17 protein-coding genes and 1 tRNA gene are annotated in these 17,512 nt (G+C 72.2%); 14 read left to right on the top strand and 4 right to left on the bottom strand.

The window, feature by feature from the left end:
* Positions 1-2: 2 nt before the first annotated feature.
* Positions 3-1,070, top strand: a complete 1,068-nt coding sequence (mgrA, locus tag ACIGCK_RS04515; RefSeq protein ID WP_396664151.1) for an L-glyceraldehyde 3-phosphate reductase — start codon at positions 3-5, stop codon at positions 1,068-1,070.
* Positions 1,067-2,002, top strand: a complete 936-nt coding sequence (locus tag ACIGCK_RS04510) for a 4-(cytidine 5'-diphospho)-2-C-methyl-D-erythritol kinase (protein ID WP_396664149.1) — start codon at positions 1,067-1,069, stop codon at positions 2,000-2,002. The genes mgrA and ACIGCK_RS04510 overlap by 4 nt, the downstream gene beginning before the upstream one ends.
* A 6-nt stretch (positions 2,003-2,008) precedes the next feature.
* On the opposite strand, the gene ACIGCK_RS04505 is transcribed toward ACIGCK_RS04510, so the two are convergent.
* A complete protein-coding gene (locus ACIGCK_RS04505; protein ID WP_396664147.1) occupies positions 2,009-3,250 on the bottom strand; it encodes a DUF2254 domain-containing protein in 1,242 nt (413 codons plus the stop codon).
* Positions 3,251-3,467: 217 nt separating this feature from the next.
* On the opposite strand from ACIGCK_RS04505, the gene ACIGCK_RS04500 reads away from it, so the two are divergent.
* The 6 genes from ACIGCK_RS04500 to ACIGCK_RS04475 all read left to right on the top strand — a co-directional run bounded on the left by ACIGCK_RS04500 (position 3,468) and on the right by ACIGCK_RS04475 (position 8,998).
* Positions 3,468-3,767: a DUF427 domain-containing protein gene (locus ACIGCK_RS04500; RefSeq protein ID WP_330170114.1), complete on the top strand. Its 300-nt coding sequence runs from the start codon at positions 3,468-3,470 to the stop codon at positions 3,765-3,767.
* 47 nt (positions 3,768-3,814) lie between these two features.
* A complete protein-coding gene (locus tag ACIGCK_RS04495; protein WP_396664145.1) occupies positions 3,815-4,639 on the top strand; it encodes an ABC transporter ATP-binding protein in 825 nt (274 codons plus the stop codon).
* Positions 4,636-5,328 (top strand): ABC transporter permease, encoded by a 693-nt coding sequence (locus ACIGCK_RS04490; RefSeq protein WP_396664144.1) that lies wholly within the window; start codon positions 4,636-4,638, stop codon positions 5,326-5,328. Before ACIGCK_RS04495 ends, ACIGCK_RS04490 begins: the two co-directional genes overlap by 4 nt.
* Entirely contained in the window at positions 5,325-6,071 is a 747-nt protein-coding gene (locus ACIGCK_RS04485; RefSeq protein WP_396664142.1) for an ABC transporter permease, read from the top strand. The genes ACIGCK_RS04490 and ACIGCK_RS04485 overlap by 4 nt, the downstream gene beginning before the upstream one ends.
* A 59-nt stretch (positions 6,072-6,130) precedes the next feature.
* A complete protein-coding gene (locus tag ACIGCK_RS04480) occupies positions 6,131-7,048 on the top strand; it encodes an ABC transporter substrate-binding protein (protein ID WP_396664140.1) in 918 nt (305 codons plus the stop codon).
* 144 nt (positions 7,049-7,192) lie between these two features.
* A complete protein-coding gene (locus ACIGCK_RS04475; RefSeq protein ID WP_396664138.1) occupies positions 7,193-8,998 on the top strand; it encodes an ABC-F family ATP-binding cassette domain-containing protein in 1,806 nt (601 codons plus the stop codon).
* Positions 8,999-9,010: 12 nt separating this feature from the next.
* Here ACIGCK_RS04475 and ACIGCK_RS04470 read toward each other — a convergent pair whose 3' ends face one another.
* Positions 9,011-9,508, bottom strand: a complete 498-nt coding sequence (locus ACIGCK_RS04470; protein ID WP_330170108.1) for a MarR family transcriptional regulator — start codon at positions 9,506-9,508, stop codon at positions 9,011-9,013.
* Between the two features lie 127 nt (positions 9,509-9,635).
* On the opposite strand from ACIGCK_RS04470, the gene ACIGCK_RS04465 reads away from it, so the two are divergent.
* From ACIGCK_RS04465 to ACIGCK_RS04440, 6 genes are all read left to right on the top strand, one after another.
* Positions 9,636-9,707 (top strand) — tRNA-Gln (locus ACIGCK_RS04465).
* A gap of 1 nt (position 9,708) precedes the next feature.
* On the top strand, positions 9,709-11,151 hold the full coding sequence (gene glmU / locus ACIGCK_RS04460) for a bifunctional UDP-N-acetylglucosamine diphosphorylase/glucosamine-1-phosphate N-acetyltransferase GlmU (RefSeq protein ID WP_396664136.1): 1,443 nt from the start codon (positions 9,709-9,711) through the stop codon (positions 11,149-11,151).
* Positions 11,126-12,160: a ribose-phosphate diphosphokinase gene (locus tag ACIGCK_RS04455; protein WP_396664134.1), complete on the top strand. Its 1,035-nt coding sequence runs from the start codon at positions 11,126-11,128 to the stop codon at positions 12,158-12,160. The genes glmU and ACIGCK_RS04455 overlap by 26 nt, the downstream gene beginning before the upstream one ends.
* 128 nt (positions 12,161-12,288) lie before the next feature.
* The gene (locus tag ACIGCK_RS04450; protein ID WP_396664132.1) at positions 12,289-12,735 is read left to right on the top strand and encodes an FMN-binding protein; all 447 of its coding nucleotides are present in this window, start codon (positions 12,289-12,291) and stop codon (positions 12,733-12,735) included.
* Between the two features lie 2 nt (positions 12,736-12,737).
* Positions 12,738-13,631 carry an FAD:protein FMN transferase gene (locus ACIGCK_RS04445; RefSeq protein ID WP_396664130.1) on the top strand — a complete coding sequence of 298 codons (894 nt, stop codon included), beginning with the start codon at positions 12,738-12,740 and terminating at the stop codon, positions 13,629-13,631.
* Positions 13,628-15,175 (top strand): FAD-dependent oxidoreductase, encoded by a 1,548-nt coding sequence (locus ACIGCK_RS04440; RefSeq protein ID WP_396664128.1) that lies wholly within the window; start codon positions 13,628-13,630, stop codon positions 15,173-15,175. The genes ACIGCK_RS04445 and ACIGCK_RS04440 overlap by 4 nt, the downstream gene beginning before the upstream one ends.
* Before the next feature lie 97 nt (positions 15,176-15,272).
* Here the strand turns inward: ACIGCK_RS04440 and ACIGCK_RS04435 are convergent, their stop codons facing one another.
* Complete coding sequence (locus ACIGCK_RS04435) at positions 15,273-16,760, bottom strand: sensor histidine kinase (RefSeq protein ID WP_396664126.1); 1,488 nt, start codon at positions 16,758-16,760, stop codon at positions 15,273-15,275.
* The gene (locus ACIGCK_RS04430; RefSeq protein WP_330170101.1) at positions 16,757-17,488 is read right to left on the bottom strand and encodes a response regulator transcription factor; all 732 of its coding nucleotides are present in this window, start codon (positions 17,486-17,488) and stop codon (positions 16,757-16,759) included. Before ACIGCK_RS04430 ends, ACIGCK_RS04435 begins: the two co-directional genes overlap by 4 nt.
* Positions 17,489-17,512: the final 24 nt, after the last annotated feature.

The following is a 17,512-nucleotide window of genomic DNA, read 5'->3' as shown; positions in this document are numbered from 1 at the left end:
CGGTGACCGAGACGCCTTCCTTCTATTCGCGCGGGGGCGACCTGCACCGCCCCTACACCGCCGCCCCCGACCGATACGACCTGGCCGACTACCGGCGGGTCGGCACGAGCGGGCTGAAGCTTCCCCCCATCTCGCTGGGGTTGTGGTGGAACTTCGGCGACAACATCCCGTTCGACGACCAGCGCGCGCTGCTGCGCCACGCCTTCGACTCGGGCATCACGCACTTCGACCTGGCGAACAACTACGGCCCGCCCTACGGCTCCGCCGAGACGAACTTCGGCCGCATAATGCGGGAGGATCTCGCCCCCTACCGCGACGAGCTCATCATCTCCTCGAAGGCCGGCTACGACATGTGGCACGGCCCCTACGGGGACCACGGCTCGCGCAAGTACCTCCTCGCGAGCGCCGAGGCATCGCTGACCCGTATGGGCCTGGACTACGTCGACATCTTCTATTCGCATCGCGTCGACGCCGACACGCCGATCGAGGAGACCGTCGGGGCGCTCGACACGCTCGTGCGGCAGGGCAAGGCGCTCTACGTGGGCATCTCGTCGTACAGCGCCGAGCGCACGGCGGCCGCCGCGGCGGTGGCCCGCTCGCTCGGGACTCCCCTCGTCATCCACCAGCCCTCCTACTCGATCCTGAACCGCTGGATCGAGGACGGGCTGACCGGCGTGCTGCGCCAGGAGGGCATGGGCGCGATCGCGTTCACTCCGCTCGCGCAGGGGCTGCTCACCGACAAGTACCTCGGCGACGGCCCCGCCGAGCGTGCGCAGAAGCGCGCGTCGCTTCCCGAGCGACCGCTGTCGGAGCAGGGGCGCTCGACGCTGCGGGCGCTCGATGCCATCGCGAAGGAACGCGGGCAGAGCCTCGCGCAGATGGCGCTGCAGTGGGTGCTGCGCGACGGCGTCGTCGCATCGGCGCTGATCGGGGCGTCCCGGCCCTCGCAGCTCGATGAGAACCTCGGTGCACTCGCCGGGCCCGCGTTCGACACCGAGGAGATCGAGCGGATCGATGCGCTGTCGGACGGGATCGACGTCAACCTCTGGGCGGAGTCGTCCGAGAAGTGATCCCCGCGTCCGACGCCGACCGCGTGCGCGTGCGCGCCCCGGGCAAGGTCAACCTCTTCCTCGAGGTGGGCGCCGTGATGCCCGACGGCTATCACGAGCTGGCGACGGCATTCCAGGCGGTCTCGCTGTACGAGGACGTGTGGGCCACGGCATCCGACGACTTCACCATCGAGGTGACCGGGTCGGTCGACACGAGCGGTGTTCCGCTCGACGACCGGAACCTGGCCCTGCGCGCCGCGCGCCTGCTCGCCCGCAAGACGGGACAGGCCGGCGGCGTGCACCTGCATGTGCGTAAGGGCGTGCCGGTCGCGGGCGGCATGGGGGGCGGGTCGGCGGATGCCGCGGCGGCGCTCGTCGCGTGCGACGCGCTGTGGGGGACCGAGCTGACGAACGCGCAGCTGCACCAGCTGGCCGCCCGCCTGGGCGCGGACGTGCCGTTCTCGCTGCACGGCGGCACGGCCGTGGGCACGGGACGCGGGGACGAGCTCAGCGCCGCCCTCGCGCGGGGCCGGTTCGAGTGGGTCTTCGCGACGGATGCCGACGGCCTGTCAACGCCCGACGTCTACACCGAGCTCGACGCGCACCGCGAGCGCCGGCGCACCGACATCGCTCCCGCGCCGACGCAGCCGCTCGTCGACCCCGACGTCCTGCACGCCCTGCGCGCCGGCGACCCCGTACGGCTGGCCGCGTGCCTGCGCAACGACCTGCAGGCCGCGGCGCTGAACCTGCGTCCCGAGCTGTCAGAGGTGCTCGAGCTGGGGGAGTCGGCGGGTGCGCTCGCCGGGATCGTGTCGGGGTCCGGACCCACCGTAGCGTTCCTGTGCGAGGACCCGGAGGCGGCCCTCGACGTGCGCGTCGCGCTCGCCGCGCTGGGGCGCGACGCGTTCCACGCCCACGGGCCCGTGCCGGGCGCGCGGCTGCTGCCCGCCTGAGCGCCGTTACACCTCCGCCCAGGCCTCGCGGGCCGTGCGCCGCAGCAGGGCGCGGTCGCTGCGCTCCGTGAGCGCCCGCTCCCCCCGGCCGCGCGCGGCGACGGCGGCGCGCGCGAACTCCTGCGCGTGCTTCGGGCAGTGCGCCGCGCACGCCGCGAGCGTCTTCTGCAGGCGCAGCTGCACCTCGATCATGCCGGCGCCGTCGCGGGCGATCGGGCGGAAGGCGTCCTCGACGAGGTCGCGGATGCCGGGGGCGGGCACGAAGACCCGGTCGCACGCGGTCGCGTCCGGATCCGGCGAGGCCTCGAGGACGGCGAAGACCCGCTGCAGCGATCCCAGCACCTCGACGGCCGTGCCGGGGTCGTTGGTGGAGGGGGAGAGGGCGCGGCTGGCGATCTCGGCCAGGGCGATGACGCCCAGGCGCGGGTCCTGCTCGTACGTGCGGTGGGGGTCGACCGTGAAGGCTCGGCGCAGCGCGCGGCATCCGTCCTCGTCGAGCCCGCCGACCACGCGGGCGAGGGGGCGCGTGGCGTCCGCCACGGTGCCCGGGATTGCGGTGACGTGCACCGTCGTGTCGGCGTCGTCGGCGATGCGCTGCAGGGCCGCGACGTCGATCGCCGTGATGTATCCGATGTCTTCCGCGTGCACGGCCCGAGCGGCGGCGGGGATCGGTGCGGCGGGCCGGCCCCCCAGATGCGGACGGGCGGCGAAGTGCCGCGCGGCGCGCGTCGCGGCGTCCTCCACGCGGTCGATCACATCGGACATGCGGCCGAACTGCGCCAAGTGCGCGATCCAGCGCAGCAGCGTGATCGTGATGATCGCGATCACGCCGAGCGTGCCGAAGAAGAGCACCGTGCGCGCCTGCCCGCTGTAGTACCCCGTGGAGAGGGCGACGATGCCGACGATCGCGAACAGGAACGACCCGATGAACGTCGACAGCGCGTTCTGCGAGGTGGGGTCGGCGACCAGCAGCTGCGTCGCGCGGGGCGTGGCGGTGGTCGTCGCCGCGGAGTAGGCCTGCACCATCGCCGTGAGCGAGAAGGTCGTGACCGCGAGCATCGACGAGGCCATGATCTGGAGGATGTTGTCGACCGAGTTCTGTCCGAGCTCGACCCCGAGCGCGTCGGGGAGGAAGGGGCCGAGCAGCCCGGCGACGAGGGCGAGCGCGACCGCCGCGATGCTGAACACAGCGGCCCGGAACCAGATCCGCCGCACCAGCCTTCCGAGAAACACCTTCCAACCGCCCACGCGACCACCTCCGCGCCTCACCCTATGGGGCGGCGGGGCCGCGCCCCGACCGAGGACACGCGTGATCCGTCGACGAGGCGGCGTCCGGCACCGGCATCTCCGGCGTCACGGACCGACCGCGCGTAGCGGGTAGGGCGCTTCTTCTGCAACACCCGCCCCGCGTGCCGGCGGGTGCCGTTAGGCTCGAACCCCCGCCACCCGGCCCGCTGGAGGAACCGTGCGCGCAGTCTGGAGCGATCATGTGATCGCCGAAGCCCCCGAGGAAGACCTGGTCCGCATCGAGGGAAACTGGTACTTCCCTCCCTCGAGCATCGCCGAGGGAGTGCTCGAAAGCAGCGACACCCCGTACACCTGCGCCTGGAAGGGCGCGGCGCAGTACTTCTCGATCGCCACGCCCGACGGCCGCTTCGAAGACGGCGCATGGAGCTACCCCTCCCCGTATCCCGGCTCGTTCGAGCGGGTCGGCCGCGACTATTCCGGCTTCGTGGCCTTCTCTCCCGGAGTCGAGGTCGGCTGATCGCCGCCTGACGCTCGCCACCGCCGCCCGACGAGGGGACCCCGCTCGTGATCGAGTTCTCCGCCGTGTCCAAGGTCTTCCCCGACGGCACGACCGCCGTGGACGACTTCAGCCTCCTCCTCCCGTCCCGCAAGACGACGGTGCTGGTCGGGTCCTCGGGCTGCGGGAAGACCACGCTGCTGCGGATGATCAACCGCATGGTCGAGCCGACGGCCGGCACGATCACGATCGACGACGAGGACATCGCCGCGCGCCCGCCCGTTCAGCTGCGGCGCAGCATCGGCTACGTCATGCAGAACTCCGGCCTGCTGCCGCACTTCACCGTCATCGACAACATCGCCACCGTGCCGGTGCTGCAGGGGACGCCCAAGAAGGAGGCGCGGGAGCGCGCGCGTGAGCTGATGGACACCGTCGGGCTCGACCGCGCGATGGCCGACCGCTACCCGAGCCAGCTCTCGGGAGGACAGCAGCAGCGCGTCGGCGTCGCGCGCGGGCTCGCCGCCGACCCGAACATCCTGCTGATGGACGAGCCGTTCGGCGCGGTCGACCCCATCGTGCGGGCCGAGCTGCAGGAGGAGCTGCTGCGGCTGCAGCGCGAGATCGGCAAGACGATCGTGTTCGTCACGCACGACATCGACGAGGCCTTCCTCCTCGGCGACCAGGTCGTGATCCTCGAGAAGGGCGCCCGGATCGCGCAACTGGGCAGCCCCGACGAGATCATGGAGAAGCCCGCGTCGGAGTTCGTGGAGACGTTCATCGGCGCCGACCGGGGCAAGCGCGCGCTGAGCCTGAAGCGCACCGCCCACGGAACCGTCGTCGTCGACGCCGACGGGCGCACGCAGGGCGCCCTCGTGGAGGAGCCCGCCCCGTGACCTGGGTGCTCGACAACCTCGACCTCATCGGCGATCTGACGCTCATCCACCTGCGTCAGAGCGTCATCGCGATCGTGTGCGGATTCGTGCTGTCCGTGCCGATCGGATGGGTCGCCTTCCGATACAGCCTGCTGCGCAGCGGTCTGATCACGATCGTCGGGCTGCTCTACACGATCCCCTCGCTCGCGCTGCTCATGCTGCTGCCGGTCGTGTTCGGCTACAGCGCGATCAGCGAGACGAACCTCATCGTCGCCCTGACGATCTACGCCCTCGCGATCATGGTCCGCTCTGTCTCCGACGGGCTCCGATCGGTCGACCCCGGCATCCGGCAGGCGTCCACCGCGGTCGGGTTCGGATCCTTCCGCCGCTTCTGGACGGTGGAGTTCCCGCTCGCCGGCCCCGTCATCCTCGCGGGGCTGCGGGTGACGGCCGTCAGCACGATCTCGCTCGCGACCGTCGGCATCCTGATCGGCGTGACGAACCTCGGCTACCTCTTCACCAACGGGCTGCAGCGGCGCATCATCCCCGAGGTCCTCGCCGGCCTCGTGGCCGTCGTCGTCATCGCGCTCGTCATCGACTACCTGCTCGTGCTGGCGGGTCGTGCGCTCATGCCCTGGGCGCGCACCCCCTCGCGGCGCGAACGTCGCTCCGCCCGCCGGGCCGTCGCGGCAACGGAGGTGACCGCGTGAACCTCATCGCAGAGGCCTTCGCCTGGCTTCTCCAGCCCGAGCGCTGGTCGGGGCCGACCGGCATGCCCGTCGCCCTCGCCCAGCACCTGGGATTCACGTTCCTGTCGGTGCTCATCGCGGCCGCGATCGCCGTGCCCGCCGGATGGGCGATCGGGCACACGGGCCGGGGGCGGGAGATCGCCGTCGCCGTCTCCGGCGCCGCCCGCGCCATCCCCTCGTTCGGTCTCCTGGTGCTGCTCGTGCTCATCATGGGCGTCCTGCAGACGCAGGCTGCCGCCGTCATCACGTTCGTCCTGCTCGGCATCCCCTCGATCCTCGCGGGCGCCTACTCCGGCTTCGAGGCGATCGACCGCCGCGTCATCGACGCCGGCCGTGCCATGGGCATGACGCCGTGGCAGGTGCTGTGGCGTATCGAGGTGCCGCTCGGTCTGCCGCTGCTGGTGTCGGGGCTGCGCGCGGCGACGCTGCAGATCGTCGCCACCGTGACGATCGCGGCGTACGTCGGGCTCGGCGGCCTCGGCCAGTACATCATCCAGGGCATCAACCTGAACCGCTTCGACCAGGTGCTCGCGGGCGCCATCCTCGTCGCGGCACTCGCACTCCTGCTCGACGGAGCGTTCGCGATCGCCGAGCGCCTCGTCGTACCCCGCGGAGTGCACGCGGGCCGCGCCCCCGCCGGCGGCGGCGCCCGTCGCTCGCGCGTCAGGCGGGCCGCGTCATCCCCCCGGACCGCCGAAGCGTGATCGGCGTCCCCGTCCCCCTACCCGTCCCACACAGCACACCGAGAAGAGAAGGACAGAACATGTTCACAGCCGCAAAGCGCCTCACCGCGGGCGCCGCCCTCGCCGCCACCGCGGCGCTCGTGCTCGCCGGGTGCTCGTCGAGCAACCCCCTCGACGAGGAGACCTCCGGATCCGGCGGTGAGTCCGCGGGCGAGACGATCGTCGTCGGCTCGCAGGCCTACTACTCGAACGAGATCATCGCCGAGATCTACGCCCAAGCACTCGAGAACGCCGGTTTCGACGTCGAGCGACAGTTCAACATCGGCCAGCGCGACGCGTACATCCCCGAGCTCGAGTCGGGTGCGATCTCGCTCTTCCCCGAGTACAGCGGCAACCTGCTGCAGTACTACGATGCCGAGACCGAGGCGCGCACCCCCGACGACGTCTTCGCCGCGCTGCAGGAGGCGCTGCCCGAGAACCTGACGGTGCTCGAGCAGGCCGAGGCGAGCGACCAGGACTCCTACACCGTCACGGCCGCCTTCGCGGACGAGAACGGGCTGACCACGATCGCCGACCTGGCGAACGTGACGGAGCCGCTCACCCTCGGCGGGCCGCCGGAGCTGGCCGAGCGTCCCTACGGGCCGGCGGGACTGTCCGAGGTCTACGGCGTCGACGTGACGTTCTCGCCCACGGGTGACACGACGGTCGAGAACCTCGTCGCCGGCACCGTGAACGTCGCGAACGTCTTCACCGCCGACCCGCGCATCGAGACGCAGGATCTCGTGGTGCTCGAGGACCCCGAGGGCCTGTTCCTCGCCTCGAACGTCGTTCCCGTCGTGAACGCCGAGATCGCCGACGAGATCGCCGACGTCATCAACGAGGTCAGCGCCGCGCTGACGGCCGGCGCGCTCGTCGCGCTCAACGTGCAGAGCACGGAGGACCAGATGTCGCCCGACGACATCGCCGCCGCCTTCCTCGAGGAGAACGGGCTGGTCTGACCGGGTTCGCGGAGATCTCCGCGAACGAGGCGCCCGGCGGCATCCGCCCCGGGCGCCTCGTTCCGCCTGCGGGGGCCGGTCCGGGGGCGGGTGCCGCGGCCCGCGGATCACGGGGCGCCCCGGGCCGCGTAGCCTGGAGCGGATATGGCGCATCTTCTCGGGGCCGAGGCCCTGCACCTGGAATTCCCCACCAAGGTCGTCTTCGATTCCGTCTCTCTCGGCGTGAACGAGGGCGACCGCATCGGCATCGTCGGCCGCAACGGCGACGGGAAGTCGAGCCTGCTGGCGATGCTGGCCGGTCGGCTCGAGCCCGACGGCGGCCGCGTGACCGTGCGGGGCGGTGTGCGCGTGGGCGTGCTCGACCAGGCCGACGTGCTCGACGACGACGACACCATCGGGCACGCCGTGGTCGGCGACACCCCCGAGCACGAGTGGGCGGGCGACCCGCGCATCCGCGACGTCATCGCGGGGCTGCTCGGAGATCTGCCCTGGGAGACCGAGCTGCGCGCACTCTCGGGCGGCCAGCGCCGACGCGTCGCGCTCGCGCGCCTGCTCGCGGGCGACTGGGACATCCTCGCCCTCGACGAGCCCACGAACCATCTCGACGTCGAGGCCATCGCCTGGCTCGCCGAGCACCTGAAGCGGCGGTGGTCGGCGACGGCCGGGGGACTCCTCGTCGTCACGCACGACCGATGGTTCCTGGATGCCGTGTGCACCGTCACGTGGGAGGTGCACGACCGCGTCGTCGACCCCTTCGAGGGCGGCTATGCGGCGTACATCCTGCAGCGTGTCGAGCGCGACCGGCAGGCCGCGGCGATCGAGGCGCGACGGCAGAACCTGGCCCGCAAGGAGCTCGCGTGGCTGCGCCGCGGCGCCCCCGCCCGCACGAGCAAGCCGAAGTTCCGCATCGACGCCGCGAACGAGCTGATCGCCGACGTCCCCGAGATCCGCGACCGCGTCTCGCTCCAGTCGCTCGCGCTCAGCCGCCTCGGCAAGGACGTCGTCGACCTGCTCGACGCGTCGGTGTCGTACGACGGCACGCCCGTGCTGGAGGACGTCGAGTGGCGCATCGCGCCGGGCGAGCGCACCGGCATCCTGGGCGTCAACGGTGCGGGCAAGTCGACGCTCCTGGGTCTTGTCGCAGGCACGCTCGAGCCCACGTCGGGGCGCGTCAAGCGCGGGAAGACCGTGAAGGTCGCGACCCTGACGCAGCAGATGGACGCCCTCGACCCGCACCTCGACGACCCCGTGCGCGTCGTGATCTCGGGGCTGCGCACGAGCTACACGATCGGCACCGGCTCCAGGGCGCAGGACCTCACGCCGGGCCAGCTGCTCGAGCGCATGGGGTTCGCCTCGGCGCAGCTGTCGACGCCGGTGAAGGACCTCTCGGGCGGCCAGAAGCGGCGCCTGCAGCTGCTGCTGATCCTGCTCGACCAGCCCAACGTGCTGATCCTCGACGAGCCCACCAACGACCTCGACACCGACATGCTCGCGGCGATCGAGGACCTGCTGGACTCGTGGGCCGGAACGCTCATCGTCGTCAGCCACGACCGCTACTTCCTCGAGCGCGTGACCGACCAGCAGTACGCGATCCTCGATCGCCGGCTGCGCCATCTCCCGGGGGGAGTCGAGGAGTACCTGCGGCGCCGGCACGAGCAGCAGCGGGATGCCGCGGGCGGCTCGTCCGCCGCGGCGTCCGGCCAGGCGTCGGCGGCGCCCGCGTCCGCGCTCACCGGCGCCGAGCGCCGCGCGGCGGAGAAGGAGCTCGCCGCCGCCGAGCGCCGCATGGCCAAGCTCACGAGCGAGATCGAGCGCAAGCGCACGGCGCTCGCCGACCACGACCAGGGGGACTTCGTCGGGCTGGGGGAGAAGATGGCCGAGATCGGGGCGCTCGAGGAGGAGAACTCCGCGCTCGAAGAGCGCTGGCTGGAGCTCTCCGAGGAGCTGTAGACCCGGCCGCGGTCAGCCGTCGAAGCCGAGGCTGAGCTTGCGCAGCAGCGCGGCGAGCCGGTCGCGGTCGGGCCGGGAGAGCGAGTCGAGCAGCTCGGACTCGGCATCGACGAGGCGGGTGATTGCGGCATCCACGCGCGTGCGTCCCTCGTCGGTGAGGGTGACGAGCACGCTGCGGCCGTCGGCCGGGTCGGCCTCCCGCCGCACGAGCCGCCGGCCGACGAGACGGTCGATGCGGTTGGTCATCGTGCCGCTGGAGACGAGGGTCTGCTGCAGCAGCTGCTTGGGGCTCAACTGGAACGGCTCGCCCGAACGCCGCAGCGCCGAGAGCACGTCCCATTCCCACGGCTCGAGCTCGCTGCGGCGGAAGGCCGCACGCCGCGCCCGGTCGAGGTGGCGCGAGAGCCGGTCGACGCGGGAGAGCACCCCCAGCGGGGAGAAGTCGAGGTCGGGGCGCTGAGCACTCCACGCCGCGACGATGCGGTCGACCTCGTCGCTCTCCTTCGGCATCCGACCATCATGGCATCGCGGGTCGGTCGGGGCGTGCCTCGACGGCGGAGCGCGTCGGAACGCGGGGCCGACCGCCTCGCTCTGGCAGACTTGACGCACGGCGCCCACCCACCGGCGGGGGCCGCGGTCCGCCGTGGTGTAATGGCAGCACGACAGCCTTTGGAGCTGTGAGGTCTAGGTTCGAGTCCTGGCGGCGGAGCATGACAGATCGCAGTCTCGCCGTCGTCGTCCTCGCCGCGGGCCAGGGCACGCGCATGAAATCGCGCACGCCCAAGGTGCTCCACCGCATCGGCGGGCGCTCCCTGCTCGGGCATGTGCTCGCCACGGCGGGCGCCCTCGACCCGCAGCGGGTGATCGTCGTCGTGCGCCACGAGCGCGATCTCGTCGCCGCCGCGGTGTCCGATGCCGCACCGGCCGCGGTCGTCGTCGATCAGGACGAGATCCCCGGCACGGGGCGCGCCGTGCAGTCCGCGCTCGCCCAGCTGCCCGACTTCGCCGGCGACGTGCTCGTGCTGAGCGCCGACGTGCCGCTGCTCGACGCCGACGCGCTCGGCGCCCTGCTCGCGCAGCACCGGCGCGGGGATGCCGCCGCCACCGTGCTCTCGGCGACTCTCGACGACGCCACCGGCTACGGGCGCGTCATCCGCGACGCCGACGGCGGGGTCGCCCGCATCGTCGAGCACAAGGACGCCGATCCCGCCGAGCTGCTCGTCACCGAGATCAACGCGGGCGTGTACGTGTTCCGCGCGGGTCCGCTGCGGGAGCACCTCGAGCTCGTCGGCACGGCGAACGCGCAGGGGGAGCGCTATCTCACCGACGTCGTCGGCCTGCTGCGCGCATCCCGGCTGCCCGTCGCCGCGGCATCCGCCCCCGACGCCGCCGCCGCGCTCGGGGTCAACGACCGCGTGCAGCTGGCGGATGCCGCGGCGCGCCTGAACGCCCGCACGGTGAAGCGCTGGCAGCTCGCGGGCGTCACGGTGCTCGACCCGGCGACGACGTGGATCGACGTCGACGCGACGCTGGCGCCGGATGTCACGGTGCTGCCCAACACCCACATCCTCCGCGCGACGGCGATCGCGGAGGGCGCCACCGTGGGCCCCGACACGAGCCTCGTCGACTGCGAGGTGGGGGAGGGGGCGATCGTCACCCGCACGGACGCGACGCTCGCCGTGATCGGTGCCGGGGCATCCGTGGGTCCGTTCGCGTATCTGCGCCCCGGCACTGAGCTGGGCGACCGCGGCAAGATCGGCACGTTCGTCGAGACCAAGAACGCCCGCATCGGAGGGCGCAGCAAGGTGCCCCACCTCTCGTACGTCGGCGACGCGGAGGTCGGCGAGGGCGCCAACATCGGCGCGGGGACGATCGTCGCCAACTACGACGGCGTCGCGAAGCACCGGACCGAGGTGGGCGACGAGGTGCGCACGGGCGCGCACAACGTGTTCGTCGCGCCCGTTAGGATCGGTGATGGCGCCTACACGGGGGCCGGCACCGTCGTGCGGAAGGACGTTCCGCCCGGGGCGCTGGCGGTCGTGTCGGGCTCGCAACGCAACGTCGAGGGCTGGGTTCTCACGCACCGTCCCGGCACATCAGCGGCCCAGGCCGCAGAGAAGGCGGCTCATGGCTCGCAAGAAGAAGACGGTTGACCTCGATCGGGATCACGGCATCGCGCCGGGGCTCGTCGCGAAGACCAAGAAGCGTCTGGTCGTCGTCTCCGGGCGATCGCACCCCGAGCTCGCGCAGGATGTCGCCGTGGCCCTCGGCACCCAGCTGGCGCCGACCGAGCACCGCACCTTCGCCAGCGGCGAGATCTACACCCGTTTCGAGGTGTCGATCCGCGGCTGCGACGTCTTCGTCGTGCAATCCTTCGGCAACCCCGTCAACGAGTGGCTGATGGAGCTGCTCATCATGCTCGACGCGCTCAAGCGCGCATCCGCCAAGCGCATCACGGTGGTCGCGCCGTACTTCCCGTACTCGCGGCAGGACAAGAAGGGCCGCGGCCGCGAGCCGATCAGCGCACGCCTGGTCGCCGACCTGCTGCACACGGCCGGCGCCGACCGCGTGATGAGCGTCGATCTGCACGCCGCGCAGATCCAGGGCTTCTTCGACGGACCGGTCGACCACCTCTTCGCCAAGCCGGTGCTGCAGGACTACTTCGAGCGCACGATCTCGGAGGCCGACCGCGCGGCGCTCACGGTGGTCTCGCCCGACATGGGCCGCGTGCGCGTGGCCGACACGTGGTCGGACAGCCTGGGTGCCCCGCTCGCGATCATCCACAAGCGACGCGACCCGAAGGTCGCCAACCAGGTCACCGTGCACGAGATCGTGGGAGATGTGGAGGGGCGGGTCTGCCTCCTCGTCGACGACATGATCGACACGGGCGGAACTATCGTCAAGGCCGCGCAGGCGCTCAAGGAGAACGGGGCCCAGAAGGTCATCGTCGCGGCGACGCACGCGATCTTCTCCGACCCGGCGACGAAGCGGCTGCAGGACGCCTCGATCGACGAGGTGGTCGTCACCGACTCGATCCCCCTGCCGCCCGAGCGGCGCTTCCCGGGACTCACGGTGCTGCCGATCGCGCCGCTGCTCGCGCGCGCCATCCACGAGGTCTTCGAGGACGGCTCGGTCACGAGCATGTTCGACGGAGCCGCGTAGGGCCCGGCGGATGCCGCGGCATCCATTCAGGGCGTCTTCATAGTCTCCTCCGGCACGATCTATTCCGACGCTGCATACGCTTGCGTGCATACGGCCGTCCCGCCGCATCCGACGACGCAGGAGAACCCATGACCCGTCCCGCCGCCGCCCGCCCTCTCCGCCTCGGGGCCGCCCTCGTCGGCGTCGCCGGTACCGTCGCACTCGCCGGCTGCGGCGCCGCGACGGGGACCACGACCGCCGACACCTCCTCCGACGGCGGATCGAGCTCCGGCGGGGGCAGCTATGCGGACGGCACGTACACGGCCACGGGGTCGTACGTGACGCCCGAGACGGTCGAGACGATCGAGGTCACCCTCACGCTCGAATCGGGCGAGATCAGCGCGGTCGAGATCCAGGGCGATCCGCAGACCGCGGAGACGGTGCAGTATCAGTCGCGCTTCATCGGCGGCATCGAGGACGAGGTGGTGGGCGTGGCCCTCGACGACATCCAGGTCGACCGGGTCGCCGGCTCGTCGCTGACCAGCGGCGGGTTCAACGAGGCCGTCGAGGCGATCAAGGACGAAGCGGCGGGCTGACCGTGGCCGGCTTCCGCGCTACGCACCGCTGGGGGTTCGAGGCGATCGGCACGCGCTGGGAGATCCAGGCCCCGCGGCCGCTCACGGGCCCGGAGCGGGCGCGGGTGAGGTCGGTCGTCGACGAGTTCGACGCGCAGTGGTCGCGCTTCCGCCCCGATTCCGTCGTGTCGCAGCTGGGCCGGGCGGGGGGATCCCTCCCGGCGCCGCCCGACGCGGCCGACATGCTCGCCGCCTACGCCGAGCTGTCCGCCGCGACCGCGGAGGCGGTCAACCCCCTCGTGGGCGCCGCGCTCGAGCGGCTCGGCTACGACCGCGCCTACTCGTTCCGCGCCGGTGCACCGCTTCCCGCCCCGGACGGCTGGCGGGAGACGCTCTCGGTCGGCGACGGCCGCCTCGTCCTGGGCGGTCCCGCCGTCATCGACGTGGGGGCGCTCGGCAAGGGCCGCCTCGTCGACCTCGTGGCGGCAGCCCTGCCCGACGATGTGGCGGAGCACGCCGTCGTGGATGCCGGGGGAGACCTCCTCGCGCGGGGCGCTCCGCTCCGGGTGGGGCTCGAGCACCCCTACGACCCGTCCCGCGCCATCGGCGTGTGGGAGGTGCGGGATGCCGCGCTGTGCGCCTCGGCGACCAACCGGCGCTCGTGGGGGGACGGGCTGCACCACGTGCTCGACGCCCGGACGGGCGTCCCGGTGCGCACCGTCGTGGCGACGTGGGCCGTCGGCGGCGACGCGATGCGCGCCGACGCCGTCGCGACGGCGCTCTTCTTCGAGGGCGGTCCGCAGCTCGCGCACCGGTGGGGCGTGGCCTGGGTGCGGATGCTCTCGAGCGGACGGGTGGAGTATTCGCCGGGTTGCGCGGCGACGCTGTTCACGAGCGCGGATAACGTGGACTCGTGATCGCGACTCTCGCCTCCCTCCGCGCCCGGCTCCTCGGCATCCTGGGGCGGTTCTCGATGTACCGCCTCGTGATGCTCGCGCTCGCGGCGCTCACAGTGATCGCCCTCGTGCTGTCGTTGCTCGGCCTGGTGGTGCCCTCGCCGCTCGAACTGATCGTGACCGCCGCCGTGCTGGGCGCCGCATGCGTGGGCGTGAACGCCCTCGTGCAGCGGGTGCTCCGGATGCCGCGACGGTACGAGTCCTCCCTCATCACCGCCTTCATCCTGCTCTTCGTGCTCCGCCCGACGCTCGTGCCGGTCGAGCTGGCATGGATCGCGCTCGCGGGTGCCGTGGCCGTCGTGTCGAAGTACGCGATCGCGTGGCGCGGACGCCACATCCTGAACCCGGCGGCGGTGGGGGCGACCGCTCTGACCGTGTCGGGCCTCGGCGCCTCCGCCTGGTGGGTCGGCTCGCCGGTGCTCGCGGGTCCGGTGCTCCTGCTCGGGCTCGCGGTGCTGCTGCGCACCGAGCGCCTGCGCATCGTCACGGTGTTCTTCGTGGTCGCGGTCGGGGTCTCCGTGTTCCGGCTGGCGGTGCAGGCGCAGGCGGCGGGCGTGTCGATCGACGCGGGCCAGGCGCTGAGCTTCGCGGTGCTCTCCTCGCCCTTCCTCTTCCTCGGCGCCTTCATGCTCTCGGAGCCCCTCACCCTCCCGCCGCGTCGCTGGCAGCAGCTGACCGTCGCCGCCGTCGTCGGCGTGCTCTCGGGGTGGCCGATCTCGGTCGGCTGGTTCACGCTCGGACAGGAGCGCGCGCTGCTGATCGGCAACCTCCTCGCCTTCGTCTGGGCGGCGCACCACACGGTGCGGCTGCGCCTGCGGGACGCGTCGATGCTCACCCCGACCGTTCGCCAGCTCACCTTCGAATCCCGCCGACCCGTGCGCTTCGCCGCGGGTCAGTACGTCGAGCTCGAGGTGCCCCACTCCCGGCCCGACGCGCGCGGCACGCGCCGCGAGTTCAGCATCGTCTCCGCCCCGAGCGACGCCCCGCTCATGCGCATCGCCTATCGCGTGAAGGAGGGGGCGGTCGAGAGCTCGTACAAGCGGGCGCTCGCGGTCGCCGCTCCCGGCACCGACTACGCCGCGACCGGCGTCTGGGGCGACTTCGTGCTTCCGCGCGACCCCGGAGCGCCCCTGCTGCTCGTCGCGGCGGGCATCGGCGTCACCCCGTTCGTCTCCCAGCTGCGGGAGTCCGCGGCCCGCGGCGAGGACCGCGACGTCGTGCTCGTCTACGTCGCGGCGACGGCGGCCGAACTGGCCTTCCGCGACGACCTCGCCGCGACGGGCGCCGAGGTCGTCGTCTTCACCCGCGACGATCCGTCCCCGCTCCCGGCCCGCTGGCGGTGGGCGCGAGGAGTGCGCCTGGATGCCGCGGGGCTGCACGACGTCGTTCCCGACCTCGACGAACGGCATGCGTACATCTCCGGGCCTCCGGCGCTCATCGCCGAGCTCGCGCCCGCGCTCGAGAAGGCCCGCTCCCTCACGACGGACGCCTTCGCGGGGTACTGACGCGCGGCATCCGTCGTTCGGTCGTCCCGAAGGGCGGGTGCGGGCGGGGTGGACCCGCCTTCCGGGGCGAGCGAGCGCGCGGGCGTCGGGATCGCCGTCAGGCCCCGGGGTCCGAGGGCTTCGCCGGGAGTCGCACCTCGAACGTCGTGTCGCCGGGTTCCGAGCGCACGGTGATGCTGCCCCCGTGAGCCGTGACGATCGCGCGCGCGATCGACAGCCCGAGGCCCGAGCCGCCCGTCTGGCGTGCGCGGGAGCGATCGGCGCGGGAGAACCGCTCGAACAGCTCGTCACGGATCGCCGGGTCCACGCCCGGACCGTCGTCGTGCACCCGCACGACGGCGTCCTCTCCCTCACGGCTCACGCTCGCGGTGACCGTCGTCCCGGCGGGGGTGTGCGTGCGCGCGTTCGCGAGGAGGTTCACCACGACCTGCTGAAGCCGCGAGACATCGCCCGCGAGCTGCACGGGCTCATCGCCCACCTCCAGCTCCCAGCGGTGGTCGTCGCTCGCGGCCTGCGCGTCGCCGACCGCCTCGACGACGACACGCGAGAGGTCGACGGAGCCGAAGACGATCTCCTGGCCCTCGTCCAGACGCGCCAGCAGCAGCAGATCCTCGACGATGCGCGTCATCCGCACCGACTGGGCCTGGATGCGCTCGAGCGCCTGACTCGTGGGCTCGGAGAGGGTGCGGTCACGGAGGGAGAGCTCCGAGTAGCCGCGGATGGAGGACAGCGGCGTACGCAGCTCGTGGCTCGCGTCCGCGACGAAGCGCCGCATGCGATCCTCGTTGCGCTGCCGGGCATCCAGCGAGGAGCCGACGTGGTCCAGCAGCGTGTTGAGCGCGGCTCCCACCCGGCCCACCTCGGTGTGCGGATCGGCCTGCCCCTGCGGAACCCGCTCGCTGATCGTGACCTGGCCGACGGCCAGCGGCTGGCGGGCCACGCGCGTCGCGGTCTCGGCCACGGCGCGCAACGGCTTCAGTCCCGATCGGATCGTCCACGTCGTGGCGAGGATCAGCACGAGCAGCCCCGCCGCCGTGACGACGGCGATGATCGTCAGGATCTCGCCGATCGTCGACTGCACCTCGGCGAGGGGCAGCCCGACGGCCCCCGTGAAGCCGCTGTCGGGGGCGATGATCGGCACGAGCCGATAGGCGCCCAGGTCGCTTCCGAGCCCCGCCGACGTGAACCCGCCCGCGCGCGTCGCCGCGAGGATCTCCTCGACCTGGCCCTCCGTCAGCTCGCGCACGCTGTCCGGTCCCGTCACGACCGCCCCGCTCCGACCGTCGGAGGTCTCGAGGACGAGAAGGAAGCCCGGCTGCTGGCGGCCTCCGGCGAGCACGTCGTAGGCGTCGGGTGCGGTCGGCGTCGTGCCGGGGAAGGCCGGCAGCGCGAGCCCCCGGCCGGCGTCCCGCGCGGCGGCCTCGATCTGCTCGTCCAGCTGGCTCTGCAGCACGCTGCCGAGGATCGCGCTCGTGACGATCGCGACGACGACGAGGATCACCGACACGACACCCGTGATGGTCAGGATGAGGCGCCGCTGGAGTGTCCAGGGCGTGCGCCGGACATCCGCCGGCGGCGACGTCACTGGGGCGCCTTGATCATGTAGCCCACGCCGCGGACGGTGTGGATGAGCGGGGTTCGACCGGCGTCGATCTTCTTGCGCAGGTAGGAGATGTACAGCTCGACCACGCTGGATCGCCCGCCGAAGTCGTAATTCCACACCCGGTCCAGGATCTGCGCCTTCGAGACGACACGACGCTGATTGCGCAGTAGGAACCGGAGGAGCTCGAACTCGGTCGCGGTCAGCTCGATCTGCTCGCCGCCCCGCTCGACCTCGTGGCTGTCCTCGTTGAGGCTGAGGTCGGCCAGGCGCAGGATGGGCTCCTCCTCCGCCGCGAAGGCGGAGCCCGCGCGACGCATCAGGCCCCGCAGACGCGCGACGACCTCCTCGAGGCTGAACGGCTTCGTGACGTAGTCGTCACCTCCGGCGGTGAGGCCCGCGACGCGGTCCGCGACGGCATCCCGGGCGGTCAGGAACAGCACGGGGGTGTCGTTCCCGGACTGGCGCAGGCGCTGCAGCACCGCCATCCCGTCGAGGTCGGGCATCATGATGTCGAGCACGAGGGCGTCGGGCTGGAAGTCCCGCACCAGCTGCAGCGCCTCGTAGCCCGACGCCGCCGTCCGCACCTCCCACCCCTCCATCCGCAGAGCCATCGAGAGCAGGTCGGTGAGCATCTGCTCGTCGTCGACGACGGCGATGCGCAGGGGAGAGCCGTCGGGTCGGCTCAGGGCGGGCACGGCGGCGGAGGTCATGGTTCCCATTGTGCGCATCAACCT

The sequence above is a fragment of the Microbacterium sp. NPDC078428 genome, assembly GCF_044542535.1.
In the GTDB taxonomy this organism is placed as follows: domain Bacteria; phylum Actinomycetota; class Actinomycetes; order Actinomycetales; family Microbacteriaceae; genus Microbacterium; species Microbacterium limosum.
The sequence above is the reverse complement of the archived record's forward strand: the minus strand, read 5'-3'. Positions and strand labels throughout refer to the sequence as shown.

Excerpts from the sequence above, each read along its gene's own strand:
- ACIGCK_RS04450 (WP_396664132.1), top strand. The coding sequence starts at position 12,289 with ATGACCCGTCCCGCCGCCGCCCGCCCTCTCCGCCTCGGGGCCGCCCTC.
- glmU (WP_396664136.1), top strand. The coding sequence starts at position 9,709 with ATGACAGATCGCAGTCTCGCCGTCGTCGTCCTCGCCGCGGGCCAGGGC.
- ACIGCK_RS04475 (WP_396664138.1), top strand. The coding sequence starts at position 7,193 with ATGGCGCATCTTCTCGGGGCCGAGGCCCTGCACCTGGAATTCCCCACC.
- ACIGCK_RS04470 (WP_330170108.1), bottom strand. The coding sequence starts at position 9,508 with ATGCCGAAGGAGAGCGACGAGGTCGACCGCATCGTCGCGGCGTGGAGT.
- ACIGCK_RS04430 (WP_330170101.1), bottom strand. The coding sequence starts at position 17,488 with ATGACCTCCGCCGCCGTGCCCGCCCTGAGCCGACCCGACGGCTCTCCC.
- ACIGCK_RS04455 (WP_396664134.1), top strand. The coding sequence starts at position 11,126 with ATGGCTCGCAAGAAGAAGACGGTTGACCTCGATCGGGATCACGGCATC.
- ACIGCK_RS04480 (WP_396664140.1), top strand. The coding sequence starts at position 6,131 with ATGTTCACAGCCGCAAAGCGCCTCACCGCGGGCGCCGCCCTCGCCGCC.